Origin of the sequence: Collinsella aerofaciens, from assembly GCF_028209395.1 — a bacterium.
GTDB lineage: Bacteria > Actinomycetota > Coriobacteriia > Coriobacteriales > Coriobacteriaceae > Collinsella > Collinsella aerofaciens_AZ.
This window is the reverse complement of the sequence record NZ_JAQLDQ010000014.1, coordinates 1-19,481: the sequence shown is the minus strand read 5'-3', so window position 1 is coordinate 19,481 and position 19,481 is coordinate 1. Positions and strand designations below refer to the sequence as shown.

The window sequence follows — 19,481 nt, the reverse complement described above, 5'->3', positions numbered from 1 at the left end:
CTAGGCTTCCTTACTCGGGAGCACCAGGAGGCGGTGGCAGTACGGACAGTGCGTAATCTCGCTACCGTCGTGGTTGAGGTCGCTCATGGACGATGCCTGCAGCGCGGTGTGGCAGACCGTGGGGATGTTGCCCTGGATGGTCTCGACGGCCAAGCCGCGGAACTGCTTGAGCAGACGCTCGTAGTCGCTGAGCACGTCGGTGGGCAGCGTAGCGGCCAGCGCGGTGCGCTCCTTGGTGGCGGCATCGATCTGGGCCTGGAGGTCGGCTGCCTTGGCGCGGGCGGCCTTGGTGTCGGCCTTCACGCCCTCCTCGAACTTGGCGATGATTGCCTGTGCGCGAGCCTCGCGGTCGAGCGCCTCCTTGTGGGCGACTACGACGTCCTTGCGGGTGTGCTCGATCTTGTCCAGGCGCTTGGCCAGGGTGGCGAGCTCGTTCTCCAGGTCCTGAACCTCGCGATAGTCAGAGCCGTCGACGTGGCGCTTCTTAGCGGCCTCAATGGCGTTATTGGTCTGGATCTCGGTGGTGTTGAGATCGTCGAGCTCAATATCCAGGTCCTTGCGCTGAGCGTAGAGCTTGGTCATTTCGGCCTTGAGCTTTACATAGGTCTTGCGCTTGGAAGCGAGCTCCTTGAGCTCCGGCATATTGGCAAGTTCGCTCTTGTTGCGGGCGAGCTCCAAATCGATCTGTTGCAGCTTGAGTAGCGTAGCGCCGGCGCTCATAAGTTCTCTCCTTTTGTCACAGTCCACCATTGGCAAGGGTTCAGTATTTTAATCGCATGACGGGGGTCGACCCCGGCGTCAACTGCAGAGTTCATCAATATATCAACGAACGGCTCCTCGGAGCGGTCGTGGCCGAGCAAGATCACCGACAGCCCGCGCAAGGCAAGGTCTTGCGCCACGTGGTAGCCCGCCTCGCCCGTCACGACAACATCTGCGCCCGCGGCGATGGCGAGCTCTCCGAAGTCGCCCAGGGAGCCGCCCAAAATGGCGACGGTGCGGCACGGGCGATCAGCTTTGCCCCACACACGCGGGTCGCTGCCAAAGGCCGTGGCAGCACGGGTGGCAAGATCGCGCAGCGTGCACGGGTCGTTGAGCGTTGCAAGTGCGCCCAGGCCGGTGGCCTCGGGGTCGTCCACGTGCTCCAGTGAGCTCACGGGTGCGGCACCCAGCAGCTTGCTCAGGCAGACACGGGCTTCGTGCGAGCGGTCCAGGTTGGTGTGGAGCGAGATAATGCTCACCCCGCAGCGGGCAGCCTCGTAGAGGGCCGCACTGCACTGGGGTCGTGTGGCATCCGCCGGACAAAAGGCCTCGGGTGCCTTGATGTATATGGGATGATGCGTCAGCAGCACGTTGGCGCTTGCTTCTTGGGCGCGGCGAACATTAGCCTCAGTCGCATCGAGTGCGCAGGCAACGCCGGTGATCTCCGCGGCCGGATCGCCAACGGAGAGTCCTACGTGGTCCCAGGGCTCGGTGTCCGTCTTGGGATAGCGTGCCAGTAGCGCGCGCTCGAGCTCGGCGACGATCATGCGGCACCTGCGATCGAGAGCAGCGTCTGGGCAAACTCGTCCAGATCGTCCGGATTCACGCGGTCGTCAAAGGAAATGCGCAGTGCACCTAGTGCCTGCTCGCGACCAATGCCCATGGCGCTGAGCACATGGCTCGGGTCCATGCTGCCGCTCGAGCACGCCGAGCCGGCCGAAACCTCAAAGCCGGCGGCGTCGAGCTTGATGATGAGTTCCTCTGAGTCCATGCCGTCAATGTAGATCGATAACATGCCGGGCAGACGGTCGGCTTGCGCGTAGTCACCCATGGTGGCGTGAATGCGCGGATGGGCCGTAAGCGTGGCGTAGAGCTTGTCGGAAAGGGCTTGCAGCTTCGCGCGCTCCTGAGCCACATGGGGCGTCAGAGACGAGGCGGCAGCGGCAAAGGCGAGCTGCGTGCGCAGGTCTTGCGTGCCGGCACGACGACCGGCCTCCTGTCCGCCGCCGAAGATGCGCGGGCGCAGCGGCGTGCGGCTCTTAAGGTAGAGTGCGCCAGATGCCACGGGACCGCCAATCTTGTGGGCTGCGACGGACATGGCGTCGACGCCCAGCTCGGTGACATCGAGTGGAATATGCAAGTAGCCCTGGATGGCATCGGTGTGGAACAGGGCACCTGCGGTGTGCGCAGCTGCGGCAAGCTCGCGGATGGGCTGCACCACGCCGGTTTCGTTGTTGGCGACCATAATGCTCACGAGCGCCACGTCGTCGCCTAGCAGCTCGACAAGCGTGGCAGGCTCAACGTAGCCCGCGCGGCAGGGCTGCACCAGGTCGACGGTAAAGCCGGCGGCACGCAGCAGCGGCAGGTTGTCCAGAATCGAATCGTGCTCGATGGCCGAAACGATTACGCGACCGCGCTTGCGATCGCGCTGACGAGCGCCCTCGGCAAGACCGAGCAGCGCCAGCTGGTTGGCTTCGGTGCCGCCGTTGGTCAGTACAATCTCGGACGGGCGGACGTGCGCGCCAAAGCTGCGGGCGATCTCGCGACGTGCAACCTCCAGACGCGCGGCAGCCTTGCGGCCGAGCGAATGCAGCGAGTTGGGGTTGACGCCGGCAAGCTCGCTGTCGTCGTACTCGCGCTGCGCAAGGAGCGCCTCGGCGCGCATTGGCGTCGAGGCGGCATAGTCAAGATTCACGGGTATGCGGTTTTGACCTGCGGTCATAAGGGTTTATGCCTCCTGTGCGGCCTCGTTGCCCAGCTTCTGCAGCAGCGCAACCTCGGCAGCGGGATCTTCGGACTTAAATACGGCGGAGCCGGCCACGAGCACGTTGGCGCCGGCCTTGACGACCTCGGCGATGTTCTTGGAAGAGATACCGCCGTCGACCTCGATCAGGGGCGACACGCCGTGGCGCTCGCACATGGCCTTGAGCTCGTGAAGCTTTGCGATGGTGCCCGGGATAAAGCTCTGGCCGCCAAAGCCCGGGTTCACGCTCATGAGCAGCACCATATCGACGACGTCGATGATGCTCTCGAGCACGCACACGGGGGTGGCGGGGTTGAGCACCACGCCGGCCTTGACGCCGCGCTGCTGCAGATGCGTGAGCGTGCGGTGCAGGTGCGTGGAAGCCTCGTAGTGCACGGTGATCATGTCGGCACCGGCGTCGGCGTACCAATCGACCGTCTCGTCGGGGTTCGTCACCATGAGGTGCGCGTCGACCGGTACATCGGTGGAGCGCTTGACGGCCTTAAGGATGTCAACGCCAAAGGTGAGGTTGCCGGTAAAGTGACCGTCCATAACGTCGAAGTGCACGTAGTCGGCACCGGCGATCTTGTCGAGTTCGCCCTTGAGGTTGGCCATGTCGGCCGAAAGGACAGACGGAGCGATTTTGATGGAACCCATGGTAGAAGCCTTTCTGCGCTAGTCGGTGAGTCCGTAGAACTCTTGAGAAGGGACGCGATCTGTGAGAATCTCGAGCGCCCTATCCAAAGTAACACCGTTGTAGAGCGTTTGCTCCACGGCAAAGGTGAGCGGAATGTCTACGCCCAGTGAACGGGCAAGCTCACTGACGCTGCGGGCCGCGACGGCGCCCTCGACCACCATATGCGTACGTGCCTGGTACTCGTCGAGCGAGATGCCGTGGGCAAACTCGTAGCCAAAGGTGCGGTTGCGCGAATGCTCGGAGGTGCAGGTGGCAATGAGGTCACCCATGCCGGCAAGACCCATGCAGGTCATGGCTTGACCGCCGCGGGCGTGCACCAGACGGCTGATCTCGGCCAGGCCGCGCGTCATGATAAGGGCAAGCGTGTTGTCGCCCGCACCAGAACCGGCGGAAATGCCGCACACGATGGCGATGACATTTTTCATGGCGCCGCAAACCTCGACGCCGGTCATGTCCTGCGACAGGTAGATGCGGAAGGCCGTGGATAGGAGCAGGTCCTTAAAGGTCTCCCCTACCTGTGGATCATTGCTGGCGATGACGGCGGCAGAAAGCCCGCCGCGGCAGATCTCCTCGGCATGGTTGGGGCCCGAGAGCGCCGCGACACGCGACTCGTTGCCGATCTCACTGGCGATTACCTCACTCATAAGCAGGCCGGATTCGGGCTCAATACCCTTGGTGAGGCAGAGTGCCGGGGTGTCGGCGGCGATGAAGGGTGCTGCCTGATGGCATACGCTGCGCAGGTGCGTGGAGGGCACGGCAAAGATGATGGCCTCGGCGCCGTCGAGCGCCTGCGACAGGTCCGTGGCGGCGACAACGTTGCCGGGCAGCTCGTAGTCCACCAGATACCGGGGATTGCGGTGCTCGGCATTGATGCCGGTGGCCGTCTGCTCGCTATGGGCCCACATGGTCACGCGCTCGGCTCGCTCGGCGGCGAGGCCGGCGACGGCGGTTCCCCAGGAGCCGGAGCCAATCAGCGCAACATTCATGACTCTCTCCTACTTATCGTCGGGCTCGGTGACGCGCTTGGTAAACGAGAGCTTGGACTCCTTACCGGCCATGAGCTTTTGGATATTCGAGCGATGGGCCCACACTACGGTGATGCCGATCATCGCCATGCAAAACTTGAGGCCCAGGCTGCTGTACGGAAAGACCGCGCAAGCGGCGATGGGAAGACCGATGGCAGCGGCGAGTGAGCCCACCGACACATACTTGGTGATGGCGACGGCCACGATAAACATGCCCAGTAGCGACAGGCCAATGGGCCAGTACCAGGCAAGGATCACGCCCAGACCAACGGCGATACCCTTGCCGCCATGGAAGTTGAGGTAGGGCGAGAAGATATGGCCCCATACAGCTGCCAGGCAAATGACGCCGAGCATCCAGTCGCCGGGGGCTCCAGGCGCCATGATGTTCTGCGGAAAACCATAGCCCATGTCGGCGATAAGCGGACGGGCGATAAGGACGCAGATGGCGCCCTTAAGGCAGTCGAGCAGCAGCGTGAGCGCGGCCACCTTGGGGCCGGCCACGCGCAGCGCGTTGGTGGTGCCGATGTTGCCGGAACCCGCCTTGCGAATGTCCGTGTGGTTGAACACGCGGCCCAGGATCAGGCCAAACGGAATCGCCCCGATAAAGAACGAGACCACGGCGCAGATGGCGGTCAGCAGAATCGGATTATGCATCCTTTTGTTCCTTCTTCCTAAAGAAGAGTCGAATGGGCGTGCCGGCAAAATCGAAAGTCGAGCGCATGCGGTTCTCCACGTAGCGCTGGTAGGTGTCGTTGACCAGGTCGCTGTGGTTGACGAAGAACGTGAACGTCGGCGGGTTGATGCCCGTCTGAGTCACGTAGTGCATGCGCAGGCGGCGCTTGCCGTCCACCACGGTGTGGCCAAACTCGCGCAGGTCGGTGAGGAACGTATTGAGGCGCGAAGTGCTGATCTTTTGCGAGCGCGTCTTTTCGGCGGCGTCGACCATCGCCCAGATCTTCTCGACGCTGCGGCCAGTGAGGGCAGAGATGCGCAGGTACTGGGCCCAGGGAGCCATGACGCCCAGACGGCGGTCGATGGTCTCCATGCAGGCCTCGCGCTTGCGGTCGTCGTCGAGCAGGTCCCACTTGTTGAGCAGCACAACGATGGCACAGCCGCGCTCGATGGCAAGACCCATGACCTTCTGGTCCTGTTCGGTAACGCCCACGGAGGCGTCGACGACGAGCAGCGCCACGTCGGCGCGGTCGATGGCGCGCAGGCCGCGGACCATCGAGTAGTACTCGATATTCTCGTACACGGTGCTCTTCTTGCGGATGCCCGCGGTGTCGACCATGCGGTAGTGCTTGCCGTTGCGCTCCACGACGGTGTCGATGGCGTCGCGCGTCGTGCCGGCAATGTTGGACACGATAGAGCGGTCGGCGCCTAGGATGCGGTTGAACAGCGAGGACTTGCCGGCGTTGGGGCGGCCGATGATGGCCACGTTCAGCGCATCGGGGAACTCGTCGGCGACCTCGTCCTCTTCCTCCGGAAGCAGGGCCACGATATCGTCGAGCAGGTCGCCCGTGCCATGACCATGCAGGGCCGAGAGCGGCGTGGGCTCACCGATGCCGAGCGAATAGAACTCCCAGATGCTGTCGTTCTCGCGATCGGGGTTGTCGAGCTTGTTCACCAGCAGAAAGACCGGCTTGTCGCAGCGCTTGAGCATGCGAGCGACCGACTCGTCCTCCTCGGTGACGCCGGTGCGGCCATCGACCACAAACAGGATGACGGCGGCTTCCTCGGCGGCGGCGAGCGCCTGGTCGCGGATGGACGTGGCAAAGACGTCGTCGCTCTTGAGCGGCTCGATACCGCCCGTGTCGACGATGGTGAACTCGCGGCCGTTCCAATCGGCCGTGTGATATGAGCGATCGCGCGTGACGCCGCGAGACTCGTGGACGATGGCGTCCGAGGTCTGGGCCAGGCGGTTAACGAGCGTGGACTTGCCCACGTTGGGGCGTCCGACGACGGCGACGATAGGTTTCATCTGCTCTCCTTTAATGGGTAGGGTCAGCGGAATTAGTAGAGTCGGCAGGCACAATGCCAAGGATGTGCTCCAGGGTATCGAGCAGCTCATGCGGCATGGTCGACACCACATGAACCTCGGCGCCGCGACTGGTAAGGCTTGCGAGTAAATCGTCACGATGATACTCGTCAAGCGTCATGCCGTCAGCGTTGAACATGAGCTTAGGCACAAAGAGCATAACCCCCGACAGATCTTGGGGCAGCTGCTCCAAGATGTCACACGCGACGATGAGGCCGGTCACGTCCACGTTGCCGCCAAAGTAGCGGTTCTTGATGGCCGTGACAGTGCCGGCGAGTCCCTGGGGCGACTCCACAAAGCGGGCCACCGTGTCGCGTGCGCTGGCGCCCGAGAGGCACAGCAGGTGCTGGCTGCGGGCGGCGATGGCCTCGCGGACGCGGGCCAGACGCTCGGTATCGGCGGCAAGCACGTCGTCGGTCTCGTCTAGATACGAACGGATCATGCCGATGCCGTCGTAGTACTGCGGGTAACCGTCGTAAAAGTCCGCCTCGGGAGGATCGATGCCGGCGTCCAGATAGAACTCGTCGCTCATCTGGAAGGTGTGGCGGCCAAAGCGCTCGAAGGCACGGTCCTGGTAGGGACGGATCATGGCAATGGTCTCGCGCGCCAGCTCGGGCTTGTCGCTGTAGGACCAGCTAAAACGGTTCTGATGCTTGGTAAAGCCGAGCGGCACGATGCCCAGGCTTGTGATTTGCTCGTGCTCCTCGCAAAAGCGCAGGGTCTTTTCCAGCTCCTCGCCGTCGTTCATGCCGGGGCACAGCACAATCTGCGCGTGAATCTCGATGCCGGCGGCCATGATGGTCTCGAGTACGTCCATGCCTCGCTGAGCGTTACGGCCCATCATACGACGGCGGACGTCGGGGCTCACAGCGTGGACCGACACGTTCATGGGACTCATGTTGCGCTGGATGACGTTTTGCACGTCCTCGTCGGTGAGGTTCGTAAGCGTGACAAAGTTGCCTTGCAAAAAGCTTAGGCGATAGTCGTCGTCGCGAATATAGAGCGTGGAGCGGCCGCCCTTGGGGAGCATGGTCATAAAGCAGAACACGCAGGCGTTGACGCAGGTACGCATGCCGTCGAAGATGGGGCCATCGAACTCCAAACCCCAATCCTCGCCGGGAAAGCGGTCGAGCTCGACGGGGGTGACGGTGCCGTCGCGCGGGTCGAAAACCTCGAGCTCGACGGTATCATCGTCGGCCTCCCAGAGCCACACAATCATGTCGGTAAGCTGCTCACCGTTGACCGTGAGCACGCGCATGCCCGGCTCGATACCCACATCCCACGCGGGCGATTCGGGACGCACGTTCTTGACGAGCGCGCCCTCACCCGGCTCGGGGTCGCGGCTGCGCCCGTAATCGGCCACCTCGGCGGCGTATGCGGGTACGGTCTGGTCCATGGTTAGCGGCAAAGCTCCTTGATGCGCGTGACGGCGCGTTCGATGTGTTCTTGCGGGGTGGAGGCTCCGGCGGTGATGCCGATGTGGTGAGCGTCGGCAAACCACGCGGCCTGGAGCTCGGAAGCTTCCTCGATGTGATGCGTGCGCTCGCAGGCGTCTGCGCAAATCTGCGCCAGGCGGCGGGTGTTGCCCGAGTTCTTGCCGCCCACGATGACCATGCAGTCGCAGCGGTTGGCAAGTGTGGCTGCTGCCTGTTGACGCTCACTCGTGGCGGCGCAGATGGTGTTGATCACGCGCAGCTCCTGCACGCGCGGGGTGATAGCAGCCACGACCTCGGCGAGGTTCTGCGCAGTCTGGGTGGTTTGCACGACGAGGCCTACCTTGCCCTTGAGCGACAAGGCGGTGGCGTCGGCGGCACAGCTCACGACCTGTGCATCATTGCCGGCGTGGCCCACGATGCCCTCAACCTCGGGATGGCCCGGCTCGCCTACGACTACCACGCGGTAGCCCTCGCGTACCAGGCGCTCGGCGGCCACATGGACCTTCTTCACGTAGGGACAGGTGGCGTCGACCACGGTAAGGCCGCGCTCGCGGGCAGCATCGATCACTTGCGGCACCACGCCGTGGGCGCGGATGATCACGGTACCGGTTGCGGCGCTATCCAGGTTCTCAGCCAGGCTAACGCCTGCCTCAGCGAGCTCGCGCACCACGATAGGGTTATGGATGAGCGGACCCAAGGTATGGACCTGATTGCACTCCCCTGCCTGCGGCGCAGCGGCCAGCGCCATATCGAGCGCACGCTGTACGCCGTAGCAAGTGCCGGCGTGGGCGGCGATCTCGATGGTAGGCGCGGTTGCGTGGTCGGACGCAGTCGCGGCGGTGTTCGTCACGTTCTCGCTCATGGCTAGAACCTGCCCGGATGCTCGGCGCACAGCTCGTCACGCATGGCGTATACGCGGCTCATGGCCTCGGACTCAAACCAGGTCAGGCGCTCCGTACGCTTAAGCCCGGCCGGCGCGTCCGAAAGCGCGACGGCCTTGCCGGCACGAATCCAGCACTTCTTGGGACGCATGAGCTTTTTGCCCGCGGGCGTGATGTCGGACCAGCCGCAAATGGCGAGCGGGTTGACGGGCGCCTTGCCCATCTGGGCGATGAGCGCAAAACCGCCGTGGACCTCGGGCTTGATCTCGCGCGAGCGGATGCGCGTGCCCTCGGGGAAGATCAGGACGTCCTCGCCGCGCTGCAGCGCATGCTGGGCGGCGCGCAGGCACTTCATGTCGGCGGTGCCGCGCTCCACGGGAATGCCGCCCACGCGGCTAAAGGCCCAGCGTACGATCTTGCTCTTGGCGAACTCGGACTTAAAGATGGGGCGAATGCGGCGGCCGCCAAAGAACAGCGCCGTCTCCACGGCCAAGAGCTCAGCCATCGAGGTGTGGTTGCAGATGACCACGCTGCCGCGGCCGTCCTGGCGCTCAAACAGCAGGTCAGCGTCCTCGACCTTCCAGCGCCACATGAGCTTGGAGAAGGCCCAAAGGATGGCCATGACTACGACGACGGTGCCGCGAATGAGCGCTGGGAACTCTGCGTAGGGGGCGTTGTAATAGTCCTCGGGCGTCTGCTTAAACAGGCGCATGGGCTACCTCCTTTGGTTGATGAGGTCCTCGATAATGCGGACGACCTCGTCGATGGTATGGGCGGTGGAGTCGACGTGCACGGCGTCCTCGGCGGGCACGAGCGGGGCGACCTCGCGGCTGCTGTCGAGTTTGTCGCGCTGCTTGAGGGCGTCGAGGGTTTCGTCGACCTCGGTCTCGAGCTGATCTGTGCTGAGCGGCTGAGCGTCGTTTTGGTGGCGTTGCAGCACGCGACGACGGGCGCGCTCGCGCGGGTCGGCGGTCAGGAAGACCTTGACCTGCGCGTTGGGGAACACGACGGTTCCGATGTCGCGACCCTCGGCCACGATATCGCGGTCCTCGGCGGCGCGGCGCTGGTGAATGAGCATGGCGGCGCGCACGCCCGGGTAGGCCGAGACCTTGGACACGTTGGCGTCGACCTGCGGGGTACGAATGGCGGCCGAAGCGTCCTGGCCGTCAATGGTCAGGCGCGTATCCTCGCCGGTGCCGTTGGTAAAGCGAATCTCGATCTGCTCGGCGAGGGCGTCGATGGCCGTCTCGTCGTTCAGATCGATGCCGCGGTCGAGCGCGGCGAAGGTGACGGCGCGATACATGGCGCCCGTGTCGAGCTTGTTAAAGCCCAGCTGGCGGGCGATCTCCTTGGCGATGGTGGATTTGCCGGAACCGGCGGGGCCGTCGATGGCAACGATCATGCAATGCTTCCTTTCGATGGTTGACGTGCTGGTATGGTTCGCGGGGGCAGGGGCGCGGCGGGTTGCCTAGCCTGTGTAGCGCTCGCGGTAGGTGTTGCGCTTGGGTGCGGAGCCGTGGCTGCCGTGGTGACGCGTGCGGCTGGCGGGCGTGTCTTGGGGCTTGCCGCCGTTGCGCTTGGCGCTCGCCTGCTTAGGCGGGATGCCGCCGGCCTTGAGGACCTGTACCTCGCGGTCGGTGAGCTCGCGCCACGAGCCCTTGGCCACGTCCTTGAGCTCCAGGCCGGCAAAGTTGCAGCGATGCAGGCGGATTACCGGATGGTGAATCTTGCTCAGCATGCGCTTGACCTGGTTTTTGCGCCCCTCGCGGATGATGACCTCCACGGCGGTGGTGCCGGGCTTGACGCCTTGCGGAGCCACGGCCTCTGCCTCGCGCGCGTTGATGACGCGGCAGATCGCCGGCTGGCACAGGCCGTCGTCGAGTTCGATGCCGCGGCGGAGTGGTTCTAAGTCGCGATCGGTCAGGTGGCCGTCCACGAGCGCCTGGTAGGTCTTATAGACATGCTTGCTGGGGTGCAGCAGATCCTGCGACAGGTCGCCATCGGTGGTAAAGAGCAAAAGGCCTGTGGTGTCTCGGTCCAGGCGGCCCACCGGGAATAGTCCCGGAAAGCGGTCGCGGGGGACCAGGTCGGCCACGCAAGGGCGCTCCTGCGGGTCGCTCATGGTGGTGAGGTAGCCGGTCGGCTTGTAGAGCATCAAGTACACGGCGCCCTGGTTGAGCTTGACGGGCATGCCGTCGACCTCGATATGGTCGCGGTCGACGTCGACCTTGGTACCCAGTTCGGTCGCGACCTGGCCGTTGACGGTCACGCGGCCGGCAGTCATCAGGTCTTCCGACCCGCGGCGGCTCGCCACGCCCGCGCGCGCCAAAAAGCGCTGCAGGCGCATGGTGTGCGGATAGACGGGCTGGGCGTCGGACTCGTGCGTATCCGCGTTGGGTACCGCAGCGCCGGCGCGCGTCTCCCCTACTTCGTTAATCCTCGTCATGCAAATCCTCCGAGGTCTCGTCGACGACCAGGGTCTCCAAGTCCTCGATTGCCTCAACATCGTCAACATCGGTATCGAGCAGTTCGCGCTCCTCGTCCAGGTCCTCGGCCTGCTCCTCGAGCGTGGACTGAATGCTGCGGCCGCTCAGGCGTTCGCGGATAAACTGACGCGACTGCTCGTCGGGGGCAAACTGCTCCAGGTCGGGCAGGTCGCGGGTGGAGCGCAGGCCGAACTTTTCCAAGAAGGCGTTGGTCGTGCCGTAGATGATGGCCTGACTGCGCTGGGGGTCGCGTCCGAGCTCGCGCACCAGACCTTTGTCCACGAGCGACGCGATGACGCCGTCAGAATTGACGCCGCGGATGCCTTTGACCACCTCGCGCGTCACGGGCTGGTGGTATGCTATGACGGCCAGTGTTTCGAGCGCCGCTTGCGACAGCTTTTGCGTGTCCCAGCTCAGCACGTAGGCCTCGACCACGTCGTGGTAGGCGGGGTGAGTAAACAGGCGCCAGCCGCCGGCGACCTCGCGCAGCTGAAAGCCGCGGTTGGCCTCCTCATACTCAACCTTGAGCTCGGCGAGCAGCGACGCGCATTCGCCCGGGGCGATATCCAACGCACCTGCCAGCGCGGGTGCGCTCACGGGGTCGCTCGACACCAGCAGCAGCGCCTCGAGGGCGCCTTTGAGGCTGTTTGCCTCCAGCGTGGAAAGGGTTGACATGGTTGCGGCTCCTATTCGGTGAGCTCGGGGCCCTCGCCGGGCACATAGGCCTCGGCGCCCTCGACGCGGTTGATGCGGATGGTTCCAAAGATCTCGTCCTGGCTCAGCGTGAGCGAGCCGCGCTTGGCGAGCTCAAGCATAGCTAGGAAGGTGACGACGAGCTGCTCGGTGGTGGCATCGCCGTCCAGTAGCTCGCGGAAGGTGCAGGTTTGGTGCGTCATGGTAAAGCGGTCGACTGAGGCCACGGTCAAGTCGAGCGGTACGCGATGCGGCGCCACGTGCTCGGCCTCGAGCAGGAAGGTCTGTCGCTTGCCATCCAGGTCGGCGCAGATGACGGCTAGACCGCGCAGAGTAATGCCGGCCAGGTAGTCGGGCATAAGGCCAAGGAACTCAGGATCGGGGCCGGCCACACGCGGGTGCATGCGGCTTTCGGCCTGCATGCGGGCACCGAGGGCCGCAGCCGCGCCTTTAAACTGCTTGTAGGCGATCAGGCGCTGGATCAGGACTTCGCGCAGGGCGTCGCCGTCGAGCGCACTGAGTTCCTCGAGGTCTTCGTCGTCCTCGTCACCGTCGCCTGTCTTGCGCGGGGCCTCCTGGGGTACCAGCGAGGCTGCCTTAATGTCCAAAAGAGTTGCCGCGACCAGCAAAAAGTCGCTCGCCACGTCCAGGTCCAGCGCCTCGATACGCTCGGCCTCGGCCAGGTATTGCTCGGCCACCTCGCTGATCGAGATGGCGCCGATATCAACTTTTTGGCGGGTTACCAGCTGCAGCAGCAGGTCGAACGGTCCGCTGTAGACCTGCGTCGACACGCGATACGACATCTTCGACCTCCTTTGACGGCGCCTTCGCGGCGCGGTTTGGGTGCATGTTGCGACCGTTTTGCACGGTCGACCTGTAAGTTTACCTTAGATGCCGGCGATTGCGAAGTTGAGCAGCCACTCGGCCAACGGATACACGGTAACGTCGAAATAGCGGCCGATCACGTCGATGCCAGTCCACATGGGCAGCAGATACAGCACAATGATGAGTATGGGCATGGCGTATCGCTGCAGCTGGTAGTAGGTGGAGAGCGCCTTGCCTTTGAGGAACGGCACGATAATCGACGAGCCGTCAAGCGGCGGAATCGGAATGAGGTTAAAGAACGCAAGCGACAGGTTGACCACGATAAAGGTGGCGCCGAAGTTCATGATTTGCGTCGCCACGGCAAAGGACATGCTGGCGTAGAGGTTGCCGTATGCAGCGTGCATGAGGGCTGCGGCCAGGCATGCGAGCGCGATATTCGATGCGGGGCCGGCTGCGCTCACCAGGACCTCATCACGCTTGGGGTGTTTGAGGTTGTTGAGGTACACGGGCACGGGTTTGGCGAAGGCGAACACCGGGCCGCCGGCGGCAAGCATGAGCAGCGGCAGGATGATGGTGCCAAACGGGTCGATATGGTTGAGCGGGTTGAGTGAGACGCGTCCGCGCGAACGGGCCGTCTTATCGCCGAGTGCCCAGGCCGCGGCGGCGTGTGCGCTCTCGTGGATCACGATGCCCACGATGACGGCGACGGCGCTGGCTAGCAGGTTCATGAGGTAGCTGCTGGACATGGCGCTCCCCTAGCGGACGCGACGCGAGGCGCGCGTGAGCAGGTAGTCGGCCACAAACAGGATGACGGCCACGATGGCGTAATCCAAGCGGAACACGCCGCCAAAGGGCGATGTGATGACGCCGTAGCCGGCGATGGCGCTCGGCAGTGCGCGCGAAAGCTCGACGACGAAGCCCACAATCTGCAACTTGGCGGTGAGGCCGCTAAAGCACAGCAGCACGGTCATCGCGCTCATAAAGATGCCGCAGATGCGACAGGCGATGGCGATGATGCTCATCGCCACGGCAGCGGCCTTACGAGAGTTCACGCGCGGTCTCCTCTTCGATCTGGGTGGAAAGCTCCAGCCATTCGTCCTCGAGCTTGGGTAGCTCTTGCTTAAGGCCGTTATATTCCCCCAGCGCGGCGTTGAACTTGTCTTGATCGGCATAAAGCTCTTCGCTCGCCATCAATTCCATAAGCTCGTCATAGCGGGCGCGCTTTTTGTCGAGCTCCGTCTCGATCTTCTTGAGCTGGTTACGCACGCCCTTGAGCTTTTTGTTGAGCGCAGCGCGGGCTTGGGCCTCGGCGCGCTTTTGCTCCTTGGTCTTTTTGCCCTCGGCAGGCTTGGGGGCGGCGACGGGGGTGTCGGCCTGGGCGGCGCTGGCCTTGGCGGACTTGGTCGTGGCCGGCGCGCTCTCCGTGGACGCCTCGGCGGCGGCGCGGGCTGCGAGGTCCTCGCGCTTGTAGAGGTAGTAGTCGTAGTCGCCGTCGTAGACCGTGACTTGTCCGTCGCGGATGTCGATGACGCGGTTGGCCACGGCGCGCACCAGGTGCTCGTCGTGGCTGATCAGCACGATGGTGCCGGGGAAGTTTTGCAGGGCGTTCTCGAGCATGTCCACCGAGTCGATGTCTAGGTGGTTGGTGGGCTCGTCCAGGCACAGAAGTGCCTCGGGGGCCACGAGCATCTTAGCCAGGGCCAAGCGCGCCTTTTCACCGCCGGAAAGGACGCGCACCTGCTTTTCGATGGAATCGTTGTCGCTAAACAGGAAGGCGCCCAGTAGGCTGCGCTGCTGCGGCACGGTCCACTTGGGCGTGACGGTGTCGATCTCTTGCAGGACGGTGTTGGACTCGGTCATGCCCTCGAGCGCGTGCTGGGCGTAATAGGCCACGCCCACGTTGGTGCCCAGGTCGCGGGTGCCGGTGGTGGGCGGCTCCAGTCCGGCGATGATCTTCATGAGCGTGGACTTGCCGGCGCCGTTGGGGCCGACGAGCGCCACGTGCTCGCCGCGGTAGAGCTTGAGGTCGATGTCGCTGTAGATGTGCTTGTTGCCGTAGGACTTGGAGACGCCCTCCAGGCCCACGACCATGTCGCCGGAGCGCGGCGGGTCGGGGAACTTAAAGTCGATGTGCTTGTGGCCCTCGGGTAGGATGACAAGCTCCTTTTTGATCTGCTCGATCTTGCGGATGCGCTCCTGGGCCTGGGCGGCCTTGGTGGGCTTGTAGCGGAACTTGTCGACGAAGACCTGCATGTGGGCGATGTCGCGCTCCTGGGCGGCGCGCTTGGCGCGCATCTGCTCAAGGTTGTCCTCGCGCTGCTTGAGGTAGCTGCTGTAGTTGCCGGTGTAAGTGGTCACGCGACGGTTTTCGAGCGCGGCGACGTGGTCGACGCAGGCGTCCATAAAGGCGCGGTCGTGGCTGACGATGAGGACGGCGCCGTCGTAGTTGGCGATAAAGCCGCGCAGCCACTGGACGCTCTCGAGGTCCAGGTGGTTGGTGGGCTCGTCCAGAAGCAGCAGGTCGGGGTGACGCAGGAAGAGCTTTGCCAGCGCAATACGCATCTGCCAGCCGCCGGAGAACTCGGAGCACGGGCGCTCAAAGTCGGTGACCTTAAAGCCCAGGCCGGACAGGATCTTGCGGGCGTTGCTCTCGAGCTCGTAGCCGCCCAGGTGCTCAAAGCGGTCCTGGACATGGCCGTACTCGTTGAGGAGTGCGTCGACGTCTTTTCCCTGCTCGGAGAGCTCGGTGATCTGGGCCTGCAGCTCGTTGGCGCGCTCGCCCATGCGGCGAATTTCCTTGGCGGCGGCCATGACCTCGGCGAGGATGGTAGTGTCCTTGTGCTCCAGGTTTGTTTCCTGCTCTAGGTAGCCCACCTGGCAGTCCTTTGCGTACTGGACCTGGCCGGCATCGGGGCTGTCGATGCCCATGATGATTTTGAGCATGGTGGTTTTGCCGGCGCCGTTGGGGCCCACGAGCGCAAAGCGCTCGCCGGGGTTGATCTGGAAGGACGCGCCGCTAAAGAGGACGCGTGCGCCGAAGCTTTTTTCGATCTTGTCGACCAGGAGGATCATGGTGCCGCCTTTGACCTTGTGTGCTATATGAAAAAAGGCCCCAACTTGCGTTGGAGCCTCATTCAATGCTCGGGTGGAGACGAGGGGGATCGAACCCCTGACCTCTTGACTGCCAGTCAAGCGCTCTCCCAGCTGAGCTACGCCCCCGTGCGAAGAAGTACTATACGGGAACTCGGACGGCGATGCAAGGACATTTTTGGAAAAACTTTCGCCCGTGCCGGCGCAGGCGAAACACGACCCGCCCGCTCAACCGGGTTTCCCGTGCTCCGCCAGTCCCATTATCGGGCCCGATTGCGAACCGCCCCTCCTCTGCGCCTCAGAACTATGCCGGTTTACTACGATGAATCAGGAATGTTCGACCACGCACGCCTTTTCACGCAACCGTCGGGCTCCCTACCTGCGGTTTTGCAAACGGGGAACACGCGGTGCTCGGGAGTCGCCGATCAGTCGTAGTAAACTGGCGGTGTTTTGAAATGATATCAGCTTGATTTCGCGGCAAAATGTGTTGGAGCCCTGAATTAATGGCCTTAACTTTTTCTAAAACGCGTCTTTTCTGCGACGCGCCTAGATTGGTTGTTGTTTAGCATTGGACTTGATCTTGCGTTGTGCGACTTGCTCGTGCATGGTAGTATTTCTCGACGTGAAGCGAAGAAATTAGGCCTTAGATGCCTTTATTAGAATTGCATTCACCGTTCATAAGGGCTCTTGGCGCAACGGTTAGCGCAGGGGACTCATAATCCCTGGGTTCTGGGTTCGAATCCCGGAGGGCCCACCAGAGTATTTTGAGGCCGGGCATTACGCCCGGCCTCTTTGTTATTAGCGCTGCAAACTAGCTTTGCCATCCAGAGACGTAAAGTTATTAACATTCATATTCGTAATTAACAATGGGAATGTCGCCAAGATGCTACCCAACCAACACATGGCGTCAATCGTTAGATATGAAAAAAGGCCCCAACTTGCGTTGGAGCCTCATTCAATGCTCGGGTGGAGACGAGGGGGATCGAACCCCTGACCTCTTGACTGCCAGTCAAGCGCTCTCCCAGCTGAGCTACGCCCCCGTGCGAAAAAGTACTATACGGGAACTCGGACCACGATGCAAGGACAATTTTGGAAATATTCTGCGGCGCGTAGAACAGGCACGAGGACGAAGAGACACACGATGCCCGAAATAGCCCGCGGGGCGCGCCCCAGGTGCCGCCGGCCAGAACAAAGCAATTCGCGGTGCTTCCGCGGGAGGGTTTCGTCTGAGCCCCTCTCCGCGCCTTCGGGTCAATTTACTGAATCGTGCGCAGCTCGCGCCAGCTGGTCGCTTCATAAACGGACCGGTTTACTACGACGATTCCCGGATTTCCGACCTCACGCCTGCTTTCGCAAAACGGGCAGGCAATCTACCTGCGGTTTTACGAGCGGCGAATTCGGTGTGTTCAGCCACCCTCAATCCAACGTAGTAAACCGGCATTGTTTTAAAATGGGACTTAATTACTGGCAGCATATAAAGTATTAAAAATGCTCACTAGGCCATTATTACTTACCAATACCAAGCCAATTGCACAGAACGTTTGCGCTCAATCTGGTCTCAGCACATCTCATCCCCTCGGTTTTTGGCTTGTAGCGCAACTCCAATCGCTTACACACACTGTGAATGATGGCATCAAGCTGTTCGTGATCATTGAGCATGTCATGAGTTACAAGAAATACGTCGTATCCCATGCTTTGCAATGCTGTCATTCGAGAGGCATCGTGGTCAAGCACAGCGCCCGATCCATGGATAACCTCTCCTTGAAGTTCGATAATCACAGCCTTCATTTTTATTGGGTTTACGATGACGATATCGCCGTAACAGACTTTCTGACCTGCGATTTTCCGAGCTGAATTCGACAGCGGTGTTAAGTCGTTGACGTATATGTATTTAAACTCCGCTCCGCCAGCACGCCTCGGACGACTTAGCAACATTATTCCAGCAACTTCTAGCGGGGATGCAGCAATACCCATTACCTGCTGTGCAGCTTCGTAGAATTGCTTTCCCCACATCCCGTCCCTAACCTTCGCTGCAAATCTGTGCAGTTCTTCTATTTCAATAAGAGGCTTTCTCATCCAGAGCGATGTGCCCTTTCCGTTAGCTTTATTTCCGGATCCGTTATCCTGCTGCCCACTTTGATTATTATCACTATCCTTCTGGTGCTTCTGAGCATAGACTCGCTTCCATGGGGCCTCGTCTTGTGTTTCGTCTAGTTCAAACAGACTTTCTGTGGTGTACTGCTCTTCTTCTGATTTAGCCTGCTCAAGTGCCATGTCGACCGCGGGCGATGGTTTAAAAACCGAGAACCATCCGCAAAACTCGTACATAGCCAGAACCAAGTCGCATGAAGAAACGCTTCGAGTCATGGTGAATAGCGTATTAAGAGGGTCTGTGACGCTAAAGCCCATACCCGTGTCGATGGAAACTTTCTCTGTATAGGCGCTGTTCCATCGGATGGTCCGTCTTGTCTCGGAATGCAGGTTGCTTCGTGTTGATGCTGCTGTGATGACTGGCGTCTTGAGGACGTCGGTTACGAAAGGGGCTTGGGATAGGGCTCGCCAGCCGTCATCGGAGCTGGGTATGCGCGGGTAGAGGTCGCGCACCTGCGGTGGGCAGCGCCAATAGCGGAATGCGGTGTTTGCGCAGACGATTTCGTCCATTTGCGCCTCCCCTGGTATCGGCCGTAGGCCATGCGGTTGTGGTCGTGGACGATTATCTACTGGGGCATCATGCGGGTAAGTACCGGAAGCTGACCAAACGCTGACCAAAAAATGGATGGGATGTGTTGAAAGGTTGTCACGAGGCGTGAATGTGCTGGTACGAGCTGTGAGCCAGTGGTCTTTTTCTCCACAATTGCGTATGAATCATGCAAAGATTTCATTGAAAGAGCGCGTGAACCATTTTCAAAATGTTCGACGACGTCACTCTATAGTTGGTCAACGAACGAAAATTATATTCAATATGTAGGAACTATGAAGGGTTTGCGATCAATAAAAAATAGGACCCCATGCTAATAAAAATCGAAAATTTGGTGTCAGTTTTGGTGTCACCCTTGGTGTCAAATAGAAAAAGGCCAGAGGCTTAACACCTCTGACCTGTGCTTTAGATGGTGGGCGATACAAGATTCGAACTTGTGACCCCATCCGTGTGAAGGATATGCTCTACCCCTGAGCCAATCGCCCGTCGCCTTTCGGCAAAAGAGATACTAACATAGCCACGCGCGGTTTACCAAGAACTTTTTGCCCTCGATTTTAAATTCGTGGGAGCAAACCGCGCAACCGCAATCAGGGTACGCGACAAACCACCAGTTCAACAGCCCTTTATCGCTTGATCCACGAAGTCTCAGGACGGCAGATAAGTCGCGCGTTGTTGTAAGCCATGTCGAGCGTGAGACAGGTACGCGCTGCGTAGAAACCGTCCTCGCGCTGGATGGTCAGCGCCAGCTCGGGCTTGTCGCCGGTCAGGCACAGCGGCAAGAGCAGCTGGATCCGGCCGCCGTAGAACTGCGGCACAGACACTATGACCCAATCCAGGGGCACGGAAACGACAGGAGCCCCCGCTCGTGACCGCGGGTCGGGGCTGCGACA

19 protein-coding genes and 4 tRNA genes are annotated in these 19,481 nt (G+C 61.7%); 1 reads left to right on the top strand and 22 read right to left on the bottom strand.

Going from position 1 to position 19,481, the window contains the following annotated elements:
- The 18 genes from PMW67_RS06560 to PMW67_RS06475 form a co-directional block, all read right to left on the bottom strand.
- Positions 1–720, bottom strand: a complete 720-nt coding sequence (locus PMW67_RS06560; RefSeq protein ID WP_055250135.1) for a zinc ribbon domain-containing protein — start codon at positions 718–720, stop codon at positions 1–3.
- Complete coding sequence (locus PMW67_RS06555; protein ID WP_055250137.1) at positions 717–1,526, bottom strand: Nif3-like dinuclear metal center hexameric protein; 810 nt, start codon at positions 1,524–1,526, stop codon at positions 717–719. Before PMW67_RS06555 ends, PMW67_RS06560 begins: the two co-directional genes overlap by 4 nt.
- Entirely contained in the window at positions 1,523–2,701 is a 1,179-nt protein-coding gene (locus PMW67_RS06550; RefSeq protein ID WP_055250138.1) for a cysteine desulfurase family protein, read from the bottom strand. The genes PMW67_RS06555 and PMW67_RS06550 overlap by 4 nt, the downstream gene beginning before the upstream one ends.
- Before the next feature lie 6 nt (positions 2,702–2,707).
- Positions 2,708–3,379: a ribulose-phosphate 3-epimerase gene (gene rpe, locus PMW67_RS06545; protein WP_055250140.1), complete on the bottom strand. Its 672-nt coding sequence runs from the start codon at positions 3,377–3,379 to the stop codon at positions 2,708–2,710.
- Between the two features lie 18 nt (positions 3,380–3,397).
- Positions 3,398–4,405, bottom strand: coding sequence for an NAD(P)H-dependent glycerol-3-phosphate dehydrogenase (locus PMW67_RS06540; protein ID WP_055250142.1), 1,008 nt, complete (start codon positions 4,403–4,405; stop codon positions 3,398–3,400).
- A 9-nt stretch (positions 4,406–4,414) separates the two neighbouring features.
- Positions 4,415–5,098 (bottom strand): glycerol-3-phosphate 1-O-acyltransferase PlsY, encoded by a 684-nt coding sequence (gene plsY, locus PMW67_RS06535; RefSeq protein ID WP_271739193.1) that lies wholly within the window; start codon positions 5,096–5,098, stop codon positions 4,415–4,417.
- A complete protein-coding gene (gene der / locus PMW67_RS06530; protein ID WP_271739192.1) occupies positions 5,091–6,425 on the bottom strand; it encodes a ribosome biogenesis GTPase Der in 1,335 nt (444 codons plus the stop codon). Before der ends, plsY begins: the two co-directional genes overlap by 8 nt.
- A gap of 10 nt (positions 6,426–6,435) precedes the next feature.
- Entirely contained in the window at positions 6,436–7,878 is a 1,443-nt protein-coding gene (locus PMW67_RS06525; protein WP_117654758.1) for a DUF512 domain-containing protein, read from the bottom strand.
- 2 nt (positions 7,879–7,880) lie between these two features.
- Complete coding sequence (locus PMW67_RS06520) at positions 7,881–8,780, bottom strand: 4-hydroxy-3-methylbut-2-enyl diphosphate reductase (RefSeq protein WP_271739191.1); 900 nt, start codon at positions 8,778–8,780, stop codon at positions 7,881–7,883.
- Positions 8,781–8,782: 2 nt separating this feature from the next.
- A complete protein-coding gene (locus PMW67_RS06515; RefSeq protein WP_117779046.1) occupies positions 8,783–9,511 on the bottom strand; it encodes a lysophospholipid acyltransferase family protein in 729 nt (242 codons plus the stop codon).
- A gap of 3 nt (positions 9,512–9,514) precedes the next feature.
- Entirely contained in the window at positions 9,515–10,201 is a 687-nt protein-coding gene (gene cmk / locus PMW67_RS06510; RefSeq protein ID WP_271739189.1) for a (d)CMP kinase, read from the bottom strand.
- A gap of 66 nt (positions 10,202–10,267) precedes the next feature.
- The gene (locus PMW67_RS06505) at positions 10,268–11,245 is read right to left on the bottom strand and encodes a pseudouridine synthase (RefSeq protein WP_271739188.1); all 978 of its coding nucleotides are present in this window, start codon (positions 11,243–11,245) and stop codon (positions 10,268–10,270) included.
- Positions 11,232–11,960 (bottom strand): SMC-Scp complex subunit ScpB, encoded by a 729-nt coding sequence (scpB, locus tag PMW67_RS06500; protein WP_117803200.1) that lies wholly within the window; start codon positions 11,958–11,960, stop codon positions 11,232–11,234. The genes PMW67_RS06505 and scpB overlap by 14 nt, the downstream gene beginning before the upstream one ends.
- An 11-nt stretch (positions 11,961–11,971) precedes the next feature.
- Positions 11,972–12,781, bottom strand: coding sequence for a segregation and condensation protein A (locus tag PMW67_RS06495; protein WP_271739187.1), 810 nt, complete (start codon positions 12,779–12,781; stop codon positions 11,972–11,974).
- Positions 12,782–12,865: 84 nt separating this feature from the next.
- Positions 12,866–13,549, bottom strand: coding sequence for a site-2 protease family protein (locus tag PMW67_RS06490; protein WP_117564781.1), 684 nt, complete (start codon positions 13,547–13,549; stop codon positions 12,866–12,868).
- A 9-nt stretch (positions 13,550–13,558) separates the two neighbouring features.
- Positions 13,559–13,855: a hypothetical protein gene (locus PMW67_RS06485; RefSeq protein ID WP_164473297.1), complete on the bottom strand. Its 297-nt coding sequence runs from the start codon at positions 13,853–13,855 to the stop codon at positions 13,559–13,561.
- Positions 13,842–15,875, bottom strand: coding sequence for an ABC-F family ATP-binding cassette domain-containing protein (locus PMW67_RS06480; protein WP_271739185.1), 2,034 nt, complete (start codon positions 15,873–15,875; stop codon positions 13,842–13,844). Before PMW67_RS06480 ends, PMW67_RS06485 begins: the two co-directional genes overlap by 14 nt.
- Positions 15,876–15,949: 74 nt before the next feature.
- Positions 15,950–16,022: transfer RNA gene (locus PMW67_RS06475), tRNA-Ala, on the bottom strand.
- A 552-nt stretch (positions 16,023–16,574) separates the two neighbouring features.
- Here PMW67_RS06475 and PMW67_RS06470 point away from each other — a divergent pair.
- Positions 16,575–16,650 (top strand) — tRNA-Ile (locus PMW67_RS06470).
- 210 nt (positions 16,651–16,860) lie between these two features.
- Here PMW67_RS06470 and PMW67_RS06465 read toward each other — a convergent pair.
- From PMW67_RS06465 to PMW67_RS06450, 4 genes are all read right to left on the bottom strand, one after another.
- Positions 16,861–16,933, bottom strand: a tRNA-Ala gene (locus PMW67_RS06465).
- Between the two features lie 466 nt (positions 16,934–17,399).
- A complete protein-coding gene (locus PMW67_RS06460; RefSeq protein ID WP_271739183.1) occupies positions 17,400–18,554 on the bottom strand; it encodes a hypothetical protein in 1,155 nt (384 codons plus the stop codon).
- Between the two features lie 447 nt (positions 18,555–19,001).
- Positions 19,002–19,076 (bottom strand) — tRNA-Val (locus tag PMW67_RS06455).
- A gap of 138 nt (positions 19,077–19,214) precedes the next feature.
- Positions 19,215–19,481, bottom strand: a 267-nt coding sequence (locus tag PMW67_RS06450) for a DUF3825 domain-containing protein (RefSeq protein WP_271739181.1), incomplete at its 5' end; no start/stop codon positions are given.